This window comes from Pseudoalteromonas sp. SR44-5 (genome assembly GCF_014163675.1).
GTDB lineage: Bacteria > Pseudomonadota > Gammaproteobacteria > Enterobacterales > Alteromonadaceae > Pseudoalteromonas > Pseudoalteromonas rhizosphaerae.
Window position 1 is genome coordinate 131,367 of the sequence record NZ_JACJDT010000005.1, and the last position, 17,539, is coordinate 148,905.

At 40.6% G+C, this 17,539-nt stretch carries 15 protein-coding genes and 1 riboswitch; of the genes, 9 read left to right on the forward strand and 6 right to left on the reverse strand.

The window, feature by feature from the left end; translation table 11 throughout:
- Positions 1 to 99: 99 nt before the first annotated feature.
- The 6 genes from H5154_RS04490 (at position 100) to H5154_RS04515 (ending at position 10,357) form a co-directional block, all read left to right on the forward strand.
- Complete coding sequence (locus H5154_RS04490) at positions 100 to 1,377, forward strand: efflux RND transporter periplasmic adaptor subunit (RefSeq protein WP_182717511.1); 1,278 nt, start codon at positions 100 to 102, stop codon at positions 1,375 to 1,377.
- Entirely contained in the window at positions 1,374 to 2,129 is a 756-nt protein-coding gene (locus H5154_RS04495; RefSeq protein ID WP_182717512.1) for an ABC transporter ATP-binding protein, read from the forward strand. The genes H5154_RS04490 and H5154_RS04495 overlap by 4 nt, the downstream gene beginning before the upstream one ends.
- A 1-nt stretch (position 2,130) precedes the next feature.
- Entirely contained in the window at positions 2,131 to 4,584 is a 2,454-nt protein-coding gene (locus H5154_RS04500; protein ID WP_182717513.1) for an ABC transporter permease, read from the forward strand.
- A gap of 66 nt (positions 4,585 to 4,650) precedes the next feature.
- On the forward strand, positions 4,651 to 6,036 hold the full coding sequence (locus tag H5154_RS04505) for a sigma-54 dependent transcriptional regulator (RefSeq protein ID WP_145240299.1): 1,386 nt from the start codon (positions 4,651 to 4,653) through the stop codon (positions 6,034 to 6,036).
- Positions 6,037 to 7,320, forward strand: coding sequence for a PAS domain-containing sensor histidine kinase (locus tag H5154_RS04510; protein WP_182717514.1), 1,284 nt, complete (start codon positions 6,037 to 6,039; stop codon positions 7,318 to 7,320). It begins immediately after the preceding gene.
- Positions 7,321 to 7,408: 88 nt separating this feature from the next.
- Entirely contained in the window at positions 7,409 to 10,357 is a 2,949-nt protein-coding gene (locus H5154_RS04515) for a DUF3857 domain-containing transglutaminase family protein (RefSeq protein WP_182717515.1), read from the forward strand.
- 426 nt (positions 10,358 to 10,783) lie between these two features.
- Here the strand turns inward: H5154_RS04515 and ylqF are convergent, their stop codons facing one another.
- Entirely contained in the window at positions 10,784 to 11,728 is a 945-nt protein-coding gene (gene ylqF / locus H5154_RS04520) for a ribosome biogenesis GTPase YlqF (protein ID WP_182717516.1), read from the reverse strand.
- A gap of 90 nt (positions 11,729 to 11,818) precedes the next feature.
- Between ylqF and H5154_RS04525 the strand changes: the two genes are divergently transcribed.
- Both H5154_RS04525 and H5154_RS04530 read left to right on the forward strand, forming a co-directional pair.
- On the forward strand, positions 11,819 to 12,355 hold the full coding sequence (locus tag H5154_RS04525) for a YaeQ family protein (protein WP_145240254.1): 537 nt from the start codon (positions 11,819 to 11,821) through the stop codon (positions 12,353 to 12,355).
- A gap of 28 nt (positions 12,356 to 12,383) precedes the next feature.
- Entirely contained in the window at positions 12,384 to 12,980 is a 597-nt protein-coding gene (locus H5154_RS04530) for an alpha/beta hydrolase (RefSeq protein WP_145240252.1), read from the forward strand.
- Here the strand turns inward: H5154_RS04530 and H5154_RS04535 are convergent.
- Entirely contained in the window at positions 12,977 to 13,186 is a 210-nt protein-coding gene (locus H5154_RS04535; RefSeq protein WP_149982248.1) for a hypothetical protein, read from the reverse strand. The genes H5154_RS04530 and H5154_RS04535 overlap by 4 nt on opposite strands.
- Before the next feature lie 349 nt (positions 13,187 to 13,535).
- On the opposite strand from H5154_RS04535, the gene H5154_RS04540 reads away from it, so the two are divergent.
- Positions 13,536 to 14,009 carry a Dps family protein gene (locus H5154_RS04540; RefSeq protein ID WP_182717517.1) on the forward strand — a complete coding sequence of 158 codons (474 nt, stop codon included), beginning with the start codon at positions 13,536 to 13,538 and terminating at the stop codon, positions 14,007 to 14,009.
- Here the strand turns inward: H5154_RS04540 and H5154_RS04545 are convergent, their stop codons facing one another.
- From H5154_RS04545 to H5154_RS04560, 4 genes are all read right to left on the reverse strand, one after another.
- A complete protein-coding gene (locus H5154_RS04545; protein ID WP_182717518.1) occupies positions 14,010 to 14,210 on the reverse strand; it encodes a hypothetical protein in 201 nt (66 codons plus the stop codon). It abuts the gene before it with no gap.
- Between the two features lie 24 nt (positions 14,211 to 14,234).
- Positions 14,235 to 14,408: a hypothetical protein gene (locus H5154_RS04550; RefSeq protein ID WP_182717519.1), complete on the reverse strand. Its 174-nt coding sequence runs from the start codon at positions 14,406 to 14,408 to the stop codon at positions 14,235 to 14,237.
- A gap of 48 nt (positions 14,409 to 14,456) precedes the next feature.
- Positions 14,457 to 16,532, reverse strand: coding sequence for a S9 family peptidase (locus tag H5154_RS04555; RefSeq protein WP_182717520.1), 2,076 nt, complete (start codon positions 16,530 to 16,532; stop codon positions 14,457 to 14,459).
- Positions 16,533 to 16,634: 102 nt separating this feature from the next.
- On the reverse strand, positions 16,635 to 17,201 hold the full coding sequence (locus H5154_RS04560; protein ID WP_149982251.1) for a chitin-binding protein: 567 nt from the start codon (positions 17,199 to 17,201) through the stop codon (positions 16,635 to 16,637).
- Between the two features lie 119 nt (positions 17,202 to 17,320).
- A riboswitch (cyclic di-GMP riboswitch) is annotated at positions 17,321 to 17,413 on the reverse strand.
- Between the last annotated feature and the right edge of the window lie 126 nt (positions 17,414 to 17,539).

The following is a 17,539-nucleotide window of genomic DNA, read 5'->3' on the forward strand; positions in this document are numbered from 1 at the left end:
AACAATAAAAAAGCAAACCAAGTAATTTCAATCACTTATAGTTTGGCATGTTATTCGCTTTAGGCTATTCAATTGCCTTAACAACAAATTACCAATGCCATGGATATAGATAGCACTTTAAAACGCAGCACCAAACCGAGTCAGCGTAAAAAACTCATATTTGGTACCTTACTTATTAGCATAGCGCTTATTATTTGGCTGATTTACTCATGGCTAGCACCTACCGCATTGGCGGCTAATCAACTGCAAATAGCCACCGTAACTCAAGCTGATTTTGTAATAAAAATACGTGGCTTTGGCCGTTTAAAATCAAAGTATCAGCGTTATTTAACCAATACCGATAGCGCCATGGTCGAAGCTATTCATGTATACCCCGGCACCCGCGTCAATAAAGACACCGTTATTTTAACCCTGGTAAATCCACTACAAGCGCAACGTTTATCAGTCGCACGGCTCGAATTGGCAAGACAAAAAGCCAGCGCTAACGAACAAATAATCAATCAAAAGAGTCAGCGATTAGAGCGCCAAGCAAGCCTGACTATTTTAAAAAGCGAGCTTGAAAGTGCCCAACTGCGTGCACAGGCCGAAAGTAAATTAATCGAGCAAGGCATTGTTTCAAGTCTTGATTACAAGCGCAGTTTATTAACCGTGAAGCAGCTAGAGCAACGTGTTGATATTGAAAAGCAACGCTTAGTCCAATTAGCCGATATGCACCATCAGCGCAGTAAAATTCAACAAGAGCTATTAAGCCAATTTGAATTGAACTATCAAGTACAACAGCAAGCCTTTGATGACTTACAGGTCACCGCCGGCATTGACGGCATGCTGCAAGAGCTTAATGTTGAGCTTGGTCAAAACCTTACACCAGGTACACGGCTCGCCATAGTAGGCTCAGATACCGCTCTCAAGGCTGAGCTTAGTGTGCAACAAAGCGATGCAGAAAAAATAGCTTTAAATATGCCAGCAAGAGTAAACACGTTTAGCACGGGTAATCGTGGCGAAGTAATCGCAACTGTCACCCGTATTGACCCTATCGTCAGTGATGGCCGCGTGATGATTGAACTTGATTTAACAGGTTCGTTGCCAGCTAACGCACGCCCAGATTTAAGTATTGAAGGGTATGTAATAAGCCACGTTATACCCAATGCACTCACCGTTAACTTACCCACCAAAGTGCAAGCCGATACTGACGCTACGCTTTTTAAACTTAACCCGACTACCCATTTAGCACACCTCACGCAAATTGAATTTGGTACACTCAGTGATAACAAAATTCAACTGCTGAGCGGCGCTAAAGTGGGTGAACAGCTGATCATTTCAGATCTCTCTAAATGGCAGCATTTGGCAACTATAAAAATAGAACAGGAAAGTTTATGAACACCAATACACTTATCTCATTAAAAAATATCGCCAAGGTTTATCGCAGCCAAAATGTTGAAACCTACGCCCTCAAAAATATCGACCTTGAAATAAATCAAGGCGATTATATTTGCATTAGTGGCCCATCAGGTTGTGGTAAATCAACGCTGTTATCTTTACTTGGCTTGCTCGACAGCCCTACCGAGGGACAATATTTTATTAAAAACGTTGATACCAAAACCCTCGACATGGACCAACAGGCAGAGCTGCGTAATTTACATATTGGCTTTATTTTTCAGTCATTTAATTTAATAGATGAACTCTCGGTGTTTGATAATGTAGCATTGCCGCTGACCTATCGTGAGCCTGCTATGAGCCAAGCTGATATTCAGAGCGCAGTAAAGCATGCTCTTGATGAGGTTGAAATGGGGCACCGCGCCCAACATAAACCTAATCAGCTCTCTGGTGGGCAACAACAACGTATTGCTATTGCCCGCGCCCTTGCCGGTAAACCCAGTATTTTATTGGTTGATGAGCCAACCGGTAACCTTGACTCTAAAAATGGTGATGCAGTGATGGACTTGCTCGACGCACTGAATCAAAAAGGCACTACCATTTGTATGGTAACCCATGATTTACGTTACGCAGGACGCGCAAAAACTCAGCTAAAACTACTCGATGGCGAAATTATCTCGTATTCGCAAGCACGCCAAGATACGCACACTGAAAATACCAGCGCTGTATCCGCTGATACTGCCGAGGTGATTTAGCATGAGCCGTTTAACTAAAACACGTAGTCAACTGCGCTTGGCGTGGGCATCACTGATGAACGCACCGGGGTTTGTTACCGCCGTTGTAGCCACCTTGGCGCTCACTCTCGCGACCTTATTTGTAGTGCTAAGCCTAGTAAATAGTTACTTTTTAAAACCCCTTGATGTATTTGACGAAACCCGCATGGTGGTGGTTGAGCAAAGCCTAACCTATGACGACTACGATGCGGTTGGCTTTCAAAGTTATCAATCGATGGTGCACTGGCTTAAAAACAATCAAAGCTTTGAGCAAGCTTTTATGATGAATGCCGCTGAAAATGTTTTTTTATACTTAGACGGCCAACCAAAAAAGGATGTGCTGTATGTCGGTGGTGAATATTTTGAGCTCCTACATACTCCTTTTTTACTCGGACATGGCTTTAAAAAGGGCGGAACTTTAGAAGAAGCTGATAATAGCGCGGTCATTTCAGAGAAGTTCTGGAAAGAACATTTTAATAGTGACCCTGATGTAATTGGTAAGCCCTTAAAAACAGCCAGTGAGATTGAAGGTGATGGGCATATAATAACGGGGGTTGTAGCGGCTAATTTCAGCCCACCTTACATGATTAAAGCGGGCTCTGTTGATGTGTGGTATCCAACCAGTTCTGACCGTCGATTTTTCCATAATGATGACTGGCAAAGCCCGTGGACCAACACGTTTAGAAACTTAAAACTGATTGCAGTATTAAAGCCTGGCGTCACTAACGAGCAAGTAAAAACCGACTTAAAAGCCCAAATTGATAACATTAAATCTGAGTGGCTCAATAATGGCGGCATTACTGATGTAAAGCCCGTTGTAACACCGTATCGTGAAGTTGAGCTTGGCAATAACGATCAACTTAGTTTAATGATGCTTGCAGGCGCGGTGGGGCTATTGGTCATCGCTGTACTAAACGTCAGCACCTTGTTTTTTTCACGCGCGTTAGCACAGCATAAAACCTTAGCGCTGCAAGCTGTACTGGGCGCAAAACGTAAAACTTTATTTAGCAGCATTTTACTGCAATCACTCATTTTAATGAGTATATCGGTCAGCATTGCACTGTTTTTATCTATTTGGGGCATTCGATTATTCAAAGTACTTGCAGAAGGACGCTTGCCACTGGTGAACAGCTTGGCTGTTGACCTTAATTTGGTGCTGATAGCGGTAGTTATGTGTATTGCTTTAGCGTACATATTCTCAGTGATCACTGCACGTTTAGTTAACTACAAAACCTTAAATAGCCAAATGCAAAACAGTGGCAAAGGCGGCGTGTCGCAAGTATCTGGTCGTACTGTGCGTATACTAATTGGCACACAAATGTTTGTGGCAGCCTTATTAGTTAGCTTTTCAATTATGATTGTTAGCAAAGCACTCGACACCATTAATCGCCCACTGGGTAGCGACACTGAAAACCTGTACTTTGCACAGTTATTTCAAACCAATAACAATGCAACACTGGCTGAGCGCTACGAGCAAATTAAGCAGTATCAAAAAGTATTACAAAATAGCGAAGGCATTAAAGATGTTGCTCTTGGGCAAAGCCCAGTGTCAGCAAGGCAAAATGCCAATACCCTAACCGATGTTGCAGGTAAAAGCTCAATCTTCTTTCCAAGCCAGTGGGTCGGGCCTGATTACTTTGATTTAGTGGGCACAAAAATACTCGCTGGGCGTACTTTTAGTGAGCAAGCAATGCGCGGTGAAACTAACGAGTTATTGGTATCTATCAGTGTCGCTAAATGGCTATTACCCGACCAGGAGTACACAAATGTTATCGGTAATAGCTACAAAGGCCTTGAAGATAAAATGTTTGAAATTGTCGGTATAACGGAGGACTTTAACCCCCCTAAATACTACGACGAATCATTTGGTCGGCACATGTGGTGGCCCGCACAGCCTTGGAGCTATATGTTTGTTATTGAAACAGAGCAAGGTGTTGAGCTGACCAGCAAGCAAGTTTTAAGTTTATTAAGAAAAGCCAATAGTCACTTAACTTTATGGCAATTTAGAGACTTACAACAAGAGTACGATGATTTATTGTATATGAGCCACCTAACAGTAGCACTGTGTAGTACCTTGGCATTATTTACTCTATTATTAGCAGCAATAGGTATCTTTGGCGTGCTGAGCTATAACCTAGGTCTGCGCCGTTATGAGTTTGGTATTCGCATGGCGCTCGGCGCTAAAAAGATACGCTTATTTAAATTAATGAGCAAAGAGGCGGTGATCCCTGTGCTGGTTGGCTTTGCCCTTGCAATAATAACCGTGTTAGCTGGTTATTTTATACTTCAAGAACAGCTAATGTCATGGCTAATCATGGATGTCCGGCTGCAATTAATGGCATGGACAATTACCTTGATTATTGCCATGTTTGCCTGCTTTAGGCCATTATTACTGTTAATTAAAGCAAAACCCATGGCTGCGCTTCGTAACGACTAAGCAATATGATGTGATAACCAAGCAAAAGTAAAGCAATTTGCTTTTGCTTGAAACAAGAAGAACAAAATGGACACAATTTTAGTTATCGACGACCAAGCCGATGTACGCATGGCGGCCATCGTGGCATTAAATCAAATTGGCTATCAGTGCATTGAAGCACAAGGCCCAGAGCAGGCGCTGGAAATAATCAGCAGCACAGCTATAAGCCTTATTTTGCTTGATATGAACTTTAAACTCGACACCACATCCGGCGCTGAAGGACTGCGATTTTTACAACAACTGCAGACCCTGAGCGCTAATATCCCGGTGGTAGTCATGACCGCATGGGCAAGCGTTGATGTTGCTGTAAAAGCCATGCAGTTGGGTGCGGTCGATTTTGTTGAAAAGCCATGGAACAACCTGCGCTTAACTGCGGTGGTACAACAGCAGCTGAAACAACAAAAAACCAACCACGACAATGCTTGTTTAAAAGCATTGCATAGCACCAGCGATGCTAATTACATTGCCCTGTCAGCCACTATGCAACAGTTATTAGCCCGAGCTAAACGCGCAGCCCAAACCAATGCCAGCATTTTAATTACTGGCGAAAATGGCACTGGCAAGAGCCTCTTAGCACATTACATACATCAACATTCAAACCGCAGTGAGCAACGCTTCGTTAGCGTAAACATTGGTGCTATTGCCCCTTCATTATTTGAAAGTGAATTATTTGGTCATAAAAAAGGCGCTTTTACTGATGCCAAAGAAGACCGCTTAGGCCGCTTTGAAATAGCCAATAGCGGTACCTTATTTTTAGATGAAATAGCCACTTTGCCGCTGGAGTTGCAAAGTAAAATGCTGCGCGTACTCGAAAGCCAAGAATTTGAAGTGCTCGGCTCCAGTCAAACCAAAATTGCCGACGTTCGTATTATTGCTGCAACCAATGCAGAGCTTGCCAAAGCGATTGAAGAGGGCGAATTTCGCCGCGATTTGCTGTTTCGACTCAACACCATTGAACTACACATTCCGCCCCTGCGCGAACGCCCGGAAGATATCGTTGAGCTGGCTAATCACTTGTTGGCAACACACAGTAAAAAATATCAGCGCAGCGGCATGACACTGACTGGCGAAGCGACGCTGGCGCTTACCCAGTACCATTGGCCTGGTAATGTAAGAGAGCTTAGCCATTGTGTTGAGCGAGCCGTGATTATGAGCGACAACGACAATATTGGCGCCTGTGATTTAATTCTTGCACAACCCAGTAGTGAAGCAAGCATCAGCCATAGCGCAGCAGCCAATCAATCATTACCGCTATTACCGCTGGAGGAGCTAGAAAAACAAATGATCCAAAAAGCACTGGCTGAATTTAATGGCAATGTTATTGCTGCTGGGGAATTTTTAGGATTAAGTAAATCAGCTATTTACAGGCGCATCGATAAGCATCAGCTTGATTTAAAAGAAGCAGACAGTTAAATGCCAACCAACCAGTCACTTGAACAGCACCTTAAACGCTACCTTTATTTGATGGTTTTTATCCTGCTGACGTTATGTATTTTGCTTACGATCAGCTGGGATTTAGATTGGTTTGCCAGCATCAGTATATTATTGCCGTTGGTCACTCTAACGGTACTTGCGGCGCTAAAAAGTTATCGGCTAGTTACCGATGTACTCGATCGGTTTGGCTTACAACTTGATGCCCTTGCGAATAACGAAAGCAATAGCTGGCACTTAGCCAAATACCAAGGTGGGCGCATTACAAGCTTAAAAGCCGACTTTAATAAACTCAGTAACAAAATTGCTAAAAATAAACGTCATTACATACAAACCGAAGAGTTTGTATTTGAGTTTGTTGGCATGCTTGATTTACCCATTGTTATTTTAGACCCGCACGGATTAGTCTATTTCACTAATCAAGCATTCTTAAATAGTTTAACCACTCCTGACGTTGCAGGTTTAACAGCAAATAATCTCGGCCTCATATATAACCAAGGCATGTGGCAACAACATGATGATTCATGTTTTGAGCAGCGTTTTCATATCTCATCACAAACATTTTGGCGTGCAGGGCGAAGCTACGAATTACTGACGTTATTTTCGATTGAGCAACAACTACGTAGCAACGAGCAACAAGTATGGCAGCGATTAATACGCGTACTTAATCATGAAGTTAGAAACTCCCTCACACCGATTTACTCAATGAGTCAGTCTCTTCAGATCATGAAGCAGCAAGGACAGATCAGTAATGCACCTGATTTAGCCAGCGACATGCTACAAGTGATTGAAAAACGCGCCCAGCATTTGCTCGACTTTGTAGCCAGTTACAGTGCCTTTTCACAGCTGCCTGCCGCTAATAAGCAAGCCGTAACCACAGAACAAATCAATCTGAGATTACATGCCTTATTTCCACAGTTAGTTATTCAAGCAACTGAACCTCAGCACTTCAATGTAGATTTAGGCCAGTTAGAACAAGCACTGATCAATCTAATTAAAAATGCCTTTGAAGCCGGAGGTAGAAGCGCACCTACTCTTAGCTGGCAACAACATAAAGATAAAGTTGTTATTAAGCTGCTCGATAGCGGCACTGGTATTACAAATCCTGATAACCTATTCGTGCCTTTTTATTCAACAAAAGCGCAAGGCGCGGGGATCGGTTTAGTGATCAGCCGCGAACTCATTCGTAATCAAGGTGGTCAGTTACAATTATTAGCCAATCCTGAAGGTCAAGGTACTCGTGTATTAGTTACCTTACCAAGATAATGCCCTGTATTTTATTGGCTTATAAGCCATAGCTTGGTAATCTAACAACAATAGGGACACTTAAAACCAGCCAAAAAGAAGAACAATAATGAAATGGACTCAATTAACGAGCCTCACACTCAGTGTGTGTTTTTTAGTTATAAGTTTTTATAGCACCAGCCAAGAATACCAAATCCAAGCTGCAGATGATTGGGTGAAACAACAGCCACTGATTAAAACGGAAATCCCAGTCAACCAAATCGTCGATGGTACTTATTACCGATTACTTGATACCCAAATAAAAGTATCTGCTCAACATCCTCAGCAGCGCTACACGCGTACTGTGATGCAGGCGGTGAACCAAACTGGCATCGATTACATTAGCCAACTTAATTTAGACTTTGATCCCAGTTATCAAACCCTCACACTCAATAGTCTTGGCCTTATCCGAGATGGGCAATACATAAATAAACTCGCTAGCGCACAATTTAAGGTCTTACAACGAGAAACCGAATTAGCCAATGGAATTTACAACGGCAGCCTAAGTTTAAATATTATTGTTGATGATATGCGCATTAACGACCAGCTCGATTACAGCTTTACGATTACTGGCCGCAACCCTATTTACCAACATTTTAGCGCGTCTCGCACATTAAACTGGTCGGTACCGGTGGCGCAACAATTTATGCGTGTGTTATGGCAAAAACCCACACCACTTTATATCAATACAATTAACGGCGAGGTTGACATAAAAGACACCCCGCTCGCTGTTGGTCATGACTATCAAATCAGCTTACACAATCAAGCAACAATCACATCTTCAAGCCAAACACCATATTGGTATAACCCGTATAAACAGGTTTTTTTCTCTGAATTAAAATCATGGCAGGAAGTTGCTAACTGGGCAGCCCCTTTATATCAATCCGCAATAGAAGTAACAGATCCTGTAACACTCATTGCCGATGAAATAGCCATGCGTAATCCACAAGCCTCCGATCGTATCGCCGCTGCATTAAAATTCAGTCAAGACGAGGTTCGTTATTTAGGCTTGGAGATGGGTACTAACTCCCACCAACCAACGTCGGCATCTGAAACTCTGGCACTTCGTTATGGTGATTGTAAAGACAAAACCGTACTGCTAATTTCATTACTTAAAGCAATGGGGATCAAAGCCTATCCTGCATTAGTGAACACTGACGAAGGTAAACGGTTAATTGAACTACCAGCCTCAGCACAAATATTTGATCATGTCATTGTCACGCTTGAGCATGCAGGTCAACGTTATTGGCTAGATCCAACAATAAACTATCAAACCGGAACTTTAGCGCATTTAGCACAACCAAATTATGGTTATGCATTGATTGTTAAACCTTTTGAGCAACAGCTTACAAAAATAAGTCCCCCTGTCGATGGTATTACAATTAAAACGCATGATAACTACACCATAGCTCTTAAACCTGAACAGCCAACAACATTTCAAACTAGTTACATATATAGCCAGTTTGATGCTGTAAATAGACGCAGTTCATTAGCCCGCAATGGACTCGATAAAATAGCGAAAGATTACCTAGAATATTACCAAGGCTATTTTCAAGGCATAACCATTGATAAGCCGATGACGGTAACTGAGAATACAAATAACGGCGAGCTGTTAAGTGACGAGTTTTACCTTATTAATGATTTTTGGCAACCTGACGACGAAGGACTCAGAGCTGACTTTTATGCCTCAGAGATACAAAATAGCGTTTACGAACCCGATCAAATTAATCGCACAACGCCGCTGTATTTTAAGTACCCAAATAATATTGAAACAACTATTAAAATAAAATTTGAAGAACCAAATTGGCACTTTGATAATAAGCAAAGTGAAATTGATAATGCGTTCTTTAATTTCAAAAAGAATATCCACTTTACGGACAATATATTAACACTCGATTTTTCATTTAGCGCCAAACAAGATCATATTCCAGCTGATCAGATTAAACTGTACCTGAGCGAACGAGGCAAGCTAATCGACAATGCGCAGTTTGGCATTGTTAAATATGTAACTGCAGATACCACTAGCAGTTTTGATTTAAACGATAATTGGATCATTGTAGTATTACTTGCTTACCTGCTCGCACTGATATTTTTTATTGTGGCATGGCGTATCGAGTCAGCAAAGCGCCCAACATTTAGTGATGCGCAGTTTTACCCAGTTACTAATGCAAAGTTTATTCTTTATAGTATTTTTACTTTAGGACTTTTTATTAACTACTGGAGTTATCGCAACTGGAAAGCAATTAAAATACAGCAAAATAGTCATATCATGCCGATTGCTCGCGGGATTTTCGCGATATTTTTTTATTACTCTTTATATTTAGAGCTAGTTGCACACAGCCAAACGCAGCACAATAAAAATAAAATCATGCCAAACGTCTTGGCAATTATTGCGTGGTTACTGGTTATTTTGGCAAGTCTCATGACCCGTATTGACGAAGCAACTACTATAGCTATTTGTATCCTGCCATTTTTATGGCTGCCATTAGTTAATTACATTCAACACCTAAACCAATCATCTGACGCACTTGCATACAATTCTAAATGGCGAGTAAGAAATATAGTTATCGCCATAATCTGGGTACCTATTTTATTTTTAAGCTTACTGGAAGAAGTCTATTTATTACCGAGTACCGCTATCGTAAAAGGCGATAAATTGTGGTCATTTCAAATGCAATTCTTAAAACGCCATCAATTAGTACCTATTGATGAAGATGTTTTATATTTTTACAGCGATGCTTGGGTAGATTTTCGTAACGACGGCAATGGTATAAGCGACAACTACATTTTTAGCTATTGGCAAAATGAACAAGGCCAACTTGAATCAAACTTAAAACACTTTAAGGATGTTACTAGCGTCGAAGTCACTTATGGCAGAACACAACTTGATAATACAGTGATTAAAGTTATCGACAAACAAGGCGAGCACTTTTTACTTATAGTTAATAGCAAAGGAAGCAAAGATAAAGAATTGGTAGAACAAATAAATAACCGCATTGCAAGTAATAAGACGCCATAAGCATTAGCAAGCAAGCAAGCAAAATAATCTAATATCAGCAAGAAATCGGGCTGTGTAATATTAATGCCAACAAAGTGCTTTATTTGTTGTTTTTATCAGCAAATAAAATAAATGAGAATTATTTGCAAGTGGGTGTTGACAGATCATAAGATCTAACTGATAATCAATATCAACAAGACGCAAAGCACAACGACTTGTACGGAATAAACTGATTTGTTTCTCGACCCTGAAACACGTGTGGCGCACGTAAACAGCTAAGGTTACCTGTTACTAACCGCAACGCCCCTTGATGTTGGTGACAGGTAACCGCCCTACTATTTTACTTGCTACATTGCTCATATCGGTGACGGTAGATATGAAACTAAAAAAGCCCTTACGGGCTTTTTTTATGTCTGTAATTTAGTGAGCTAACCAGTGGAAAAACAATTACCGGCGGTTTTTACGTGCTCGTGCTCGACGTTGTTTTTTCTCTTCTTCTTTAGCGGCTTTTTTAGCCTCAGCCGCAGCACGTAGCCCTGCAACCATCACTTCTTCTTCTTCACGCATAGCTGGAGTTTCCATAGTGATACGACCAATTATGCCATCGCGTAATTCATTAATTAGAATTTCTGACATTTTATAAGTATCAATTTGGTTACCACCACGAATACAACCACGCTTTTTACCCGCCATTTCAACAAATTCCCAATCATTTTCAGGTAATTCATCAATTTTATAACGCGCTTTTAAAAGTTCAGGATACGCCCGCAATAGATATTCAGCGGTGTAACTAGCGACTTCTTCATATTCAAGTGCGGTATCACGTATCGCACCTGTAGCACCTAAACGGTAGCCTGAGTTTTCATTTTCAACTTTTGGCCACAACATACCCGGTGTGTCGTAAAGCATGATGCCGTCTTCTAGCTTAATACGTTGCTGCGCTTTAGTAACCGCCGGTTCGTTGCCTGTTTTCGCAACAATACGACCCGCTAACACATTAATTAACGTAGATTTACCCACGTTAGGAATACCCATGATCATGGCTTTAATTTGCTTATCAGCACCGACTTTGTGTGGTACTAATTTTTTACACAGTTCATTAATACGATGAACTTCAGCCGCTTTATCATTACCAAACGCAATCGCTTTTACGCCATTTTCTTGCTCAAAGTAATCCTTCCACGTTTGCGTCATTTTAGGATCGGCTAAATCAGCTTTATTCAAAATTTTGATGACCGGCTTACCTTCACGCAACGTCGCCACCATCGGGTTTTCACTACTGTAAGGAATGCGCGCATCAAGCACTTCAATGATCACATCCATTTGTGGCATTATTTCTTTAATTTCATTACGGGCTTTATTCATATGCCCAGGGAACCACTGGATAGCCATTTTTAACTCCTACAGATAATTTCGGGCTATTTTAACTGGCTCAGCCCTTAATTGCGCTATACTGACGCAAATTTTTTTAAATAAACTGTTATGGCTCTTAAATCGACGATTATTAAAGCGCAGTTATCGCTAAGCGATATGGACCGCAACGTATACCAAGACTTTAATTTAACCTTGGCACAACACCCTTCAGAAACCGAGCAACGCTTGATGATCCGCTTGCTTGCCTATGCACTTAATGCCTGTGATGGTTTAGAATTTACTAAGGGTTTATCGGCTGATGATGAACCAGAGCTGTGGCATAAAAGCTATAGCGATGAGATCGAGCTGTGGGTTGAGCTTGGTTTACCTGATGAAAAGCGTGTTAAAAAAGCCTGTAATAAAGCTAAAAAAGTGGTGCTATACACTTATGGTGAAAACAACCAAGCAATTTGGTGGCAAAAGCATCAACCTAAATTGTATGAGTTTAAAAATTTAAGTATTTTTAGTTTAGATTTTGCTACAACTCAAGCGCTGGCAGCGCTGGTTGATCGCAATATATCGCTGACTATTACCATTCAAGATGGTGATGTATGGGTGAGCTCTGATTCAGTTAACATTGAAATAAAACCAGTACAATTAATGTAATTGTAGGTTCAATAGATTAAGAGGGTGTATGACTGTTAAACGCGTTGTGGTATTACACGGATTGTATATGTCTGGCTTTGTAATGCGCCCTTTATGCTCGCAGCTCGAAAAGTCTGGGTTGGATATTCTCAACCTCTCTTACAATACATTGTCTCCCGATCGCGCCGCTATTTTTAAACAGATTGATAATTTTATTAATGATAAAAATACGGCCCTTGTTTGTCATTCAATGGGCGGACTGGTGGCGCGTGCATACCTTGCTGCAAATTCAGAGCAAAGCCAAAACGTAACAAAAGTTATTACTTTAGGCACACCGCATAAAGGCAGCCATATAGCCCGCAGAATGCAGCAAAAAGGCTTTGATGTATTTTTAAAAAACAGTGTGGAGTTTTTACTGACCGAAAATGGTGATTGGCCATTTAATGCCAAGCTTTATAGTATTGCTGGCGATTTACCGATCGGCCTCATGCCGCTAATTGCCAAAGGTAGTCAATCAGATGGTACGGTATTAATTGATGAAACCAAACTCAAAGGCATGGCAGAACATAAAGTGTTTCATTTAAGTCACACCAGTATGATCTACTCACGCCAAGTGATGAATTATATTGTTGAGTTGCTGGTTTAATCTTCTGCACTAGCAGCCACTTTATAGGCAACAAATGCGATGATTGCTAAGATCAGTGGTGTTGGCGCTGCGATATAACCAAAGGTATCAAAGTTAGCAAAGCTTGCTCCTGCTAAATGGCCGACTAAGCCAACTACAAATGCAATCAACGCTATACCAATAACAACTAATTCCATTTTACTTTCTTTTTGTGTTTTAGCCTGCATGTTATCTCTCCATCAAATTTATCTGTGTTGATTATGCGCCGACTAAAAACGTTAATTTTGACCTAAATCAAATAACCACTCGCCATGTAATAGCTTGCTATAAAAGCTTGTTTTAGATCATCTTATTGTGCTTTTATTAAGCGATTTGCGGTTATTTTGATTTTTAGGGTGGTTTTTTAAAGATTGGAGCCCATCTCTATTGTACGAACAAATTAATTACTACAGCAGGTTGGCTAATAGGTAAAATCTATTAAGGTTATCGATTTTAACCATTTTACAGATTACTAAAAATGGCTGATACTTGCTTCAGTGTTTAGAAAACATCTTATCAGTTTATTAAGGAGAAGTTATGTCACAGGTAAACGCAATTGGTCTTAACAGCGCGAAAAGTGAAGATATCGTCAAGTCACTCAATACCCTGCTAAGTAGTTATCAAATTCAATATATGAATGCCCGCGGTTTTCATTGGAATATTAAAGGTCGCAACTTTTTTGAACTACACGTCAAGTTTGAAGAAATTTATAACCTATTACTTTTAAAAGTAGATGAAGTCGCTGAGCGTATTTTAACGCTTGATGGCGCACCACTGCATGCATTTTCTGATTACTTAGAGATCAGCAAAATTAAAGAAGCAAAAAATATCAGTGATGGTGTCGCTGCAGTCGAAAACTTACTCGCTGGTTACAGCACGCTAATTAAAATGCAGCGCGATATTTTAGAGCAAGCAAGTGATGCACAAGATGAAGGTACGGCTTCATTGATGAGTGATTATATAACTGAGCAAGAGAAGCTAGTGTGGATGCTTAAAGCTTATTTAAATTAATCATAACCAGGTTTTAATATATAGATGTTCCGGGTGCTTAGCTAAGTAACCTGGAATATCATCGTAAAATTGTATATCCATATCGCTACCCCGCCAGATATGTTCCAGCAAACTTTTGGCTACAGCACTTGCTTGAATATAAACAACACGTTTATAACCGCGCGCTTTAACACCATGAAAGTATTCAGTTGCAACCGCCAAGCTATCTGCGGTCGCTAATTCAAACTAAGCTAAGTTAATCACCGCATATTCAATGGATTGAGGCGGCAACTTTGCTAAATCAGCAAATACATCCTTGGTAAAAGCCTGTATACCTTCTCGATTAAAACATCCAATCACTTTGATATATATTGTTGGTGATTCAATTGAGTATTCCCAGCGCCCATGTACATTAAACATATAAGTACCTCCAAACATAGTGAAACTCAATTGAATAGAAAATCACACTTAATCAGCCAAACTGATAAAGAAAGCCATCTCTAATGCTTTTTCTTCCAAGCTTTTAAAACGCCCTGATGCTCCGCCGTGACCGGCATCCATATCGGTTTTAAACACCAAAATATTATCGTCAGTTTTATATTCACGCATTTTAGCCACCCACTTCATCGGCTCCCAATATTGCACTTGTGAATCATGCAAACCGGTAGTCACTAAAATATGTGGGTATGCCTGTGCGGTAATATTGTCATACGGTGAATACTGAGCAATCACATCATAATAGGCAGGGTCATTTGGATTACCCCATTCATCGTATTCATTGGTAGTTAGAGGTATTGACTCATCCAGCATGGTGGTTAGCACATCTAAAAATGGCACATGGCAGCCAATTCCTAAATAAAGCGCTGGCGCTTGGTTAACAACCGCTCCCATTAGTAAGCCACCGGCACTACCGCCTGAAGCAAACACTTTATCTTGCGCACCATAACCTTGCTCAACCAATACTTTGGTTACATCAATAAAGTCGTTAAAGCTATTTTGCTTATGCTGTTTTTTGCCTTGCTCGTACCAATCACGGCCCAACATCTCACTACCACGAACATGTGCTATAGCATACACAAAACCACGATCGAGTAAGCTTAATGAGGTACTCGAAAAGCTCGGATCAATGGTTATGCCATACGCCCCATAACCATATTGAAACAGTGGATTAGTGCCATTTTTAGCAAAACTATCTTTACGATAAACCAGCGACACGGGCACTTTAATACCATCACGCGCTGTTACCATTAATCTTTCAGAGGCATAGTTTTGCGGATCAAAACTGCCTAATACTTGCTGTTGTTTTAATAAAGTTTTATCACCATTATTTAAGTCTACTTCAAATAATGAACCTGGCGTGGTGAGGCTTGAGTAATAAATACGAGCTACGTACGTATCATGCTCAGGATTCATTGCAATGGCAGCATAATAACAAGGATCATCAAATTCTAAGGTCATACGCTGCTGTTGCTTATTAATGACCACAAAGCGTGTTTGTCCTTGCTCGCGCTCAGTAAGCACCAAGAAATCGTCAAACAGCTCTACGCCTTCTAATAAAACGCTATCACGATGAGGGGTATGCTCAAGCCACTGTGTTTTATCTGCAATGGTGCTTGTATTAGCCGTCATTAAACGAAAGTTTTTAGCTTGCCAATTGGTCACGATATAAAACGTATCGCCGAGTTTATCAACATCAAACTCATGCCCTTCTTCGCGTGGCAGTAACTGAGTAAACACTCCTTGCGGCTGATCAGCATCTAGCACCCAAGTATCGTTCGTTTCTGTAGTGGCTAAATCAATAATGATCAGCCCCTCATCACGGCTTTTACCAAGCCCCATAAAAAAGCTTCGATCTTGCTCTTCATATACCAATACATCGTGCGCTTGCTTAGTACCTAATACATGGCGATAAACTTGATAACCTAATAACGTTTTAAGGTCTTTCTTTACGTAAAAAACCGTTTTATTGTCGTTTGCCCAAACGATTTGCCCTTCGGTGTTTTCTAATACATCTTCAAGTAAATCATCGTTATCAATAACTTTAAACTTTACGGTATAGATACGACGACCATCGGTATCTTCAGAGTAAGCCAACAATTGTTCATTAGGACTAATTGCCACCTCGCCTAATTCATAAAATTCAAAACCTTCTGCAAGTATATTTACATCTAACAGTAGCTGCTTATCTGCGGCATCCATCTGACGACTACGGTAATGGCGAGAATATTCATCATCGCCACGTACTTCAGAGTGATACCAATACTGGCCATCTTTAACGGGAAAAGTATTATCGTCTTTAACAATACGCCCTTTTAGTTCTTCGAACAGTTGCTTCTGAAAAGACTGAATAGGCGCTAGTTGCTGTTCACAATAGTCATTTTCAGCGGCTAAATGTGCCAGCATCGCTGGATCTGTACGTTCGTCATCACGCATCCAATAATAATCATCAATGCGTATTTTTTGGTGTGTTGTTAACGTGTGCGGCTGTTTACGTGCAACAGGAGCATTAGGAAGTGAAGACAACGATAAGTTTGATAGAGCCACAGAAAAACCAATAAAAAATTTCGATGGCTGGAGTTTAACATAATTTTCAAAAGTGCATAAAAAAGCCCACTCAATGAGTGGGCCGAAAAATGCTAAATAGCATTAAGGGGAAACTTGCTGCCAGGCTAAATCCCAACTTTGTCCCACACCGGGCTCATAAAGTGGATTGTTTTCTTCTTTCACATTGCAAAACTGGCTGAAAGGCCAAGGTTTGCATTTATAAATTAAGCCTGTTTTTGGCTGTAACACTTTTACACCCGCATTATAAACACTGCATTTTTCAGGGTAGATATAGTCATATGCAGGCTTAACGGCTTGGTAATCATCACATTTAGCAATACATTGAAAAGTTAATTCCGCACGAGTAATCCCGCAGCCTTCAAGTGCATAAATCTGGTTTGAACGATAAGCTACCACTAAACCTTGCTCAGTCATTCTTCCTGCTTCAACTAGTGGTATATGGGTATTAATATATTCCGCGACAAAACGCGGCCAATTATGTGGCTCACCTTGTTCTTCAGTGATAATTTCATATTTAAATGATAAATCGACTAGCTCTCCTTGCGTGTCATAAAAAGTCACTGTCACCATATCACCCACAAATAATTGGGTATGATGATTTAGACAACCTATTGGCATCCAATTTCCACAGGCCAATGACGTATGCATAAACAAAGCAACACCTTAAGAACATCTAATAGGTACTATCCAGTATTTATTGGATAAAAGAAATACTTTTTAACTATATTGTAGGGCTGATGACACACAGTGAGGCTAATATTACCCTGTGCAACGGCCCCGCTATCTTAGTTTTAGCACACTAAAACCTTAGACCGGAAACTTTGCGTCCTAACCTTTCGATTAGTTTGCCAAAACAGCGTGAGTATAATGTGACATAGCTCAAAGATCAAACTAAAGAATGTAACCGCCAATAAAAAGTAATACTTAGGTATATAAAAATAAAAAAGCCAATACATTACGTATTGGCTTTTAAAGTCCGTAGTAAC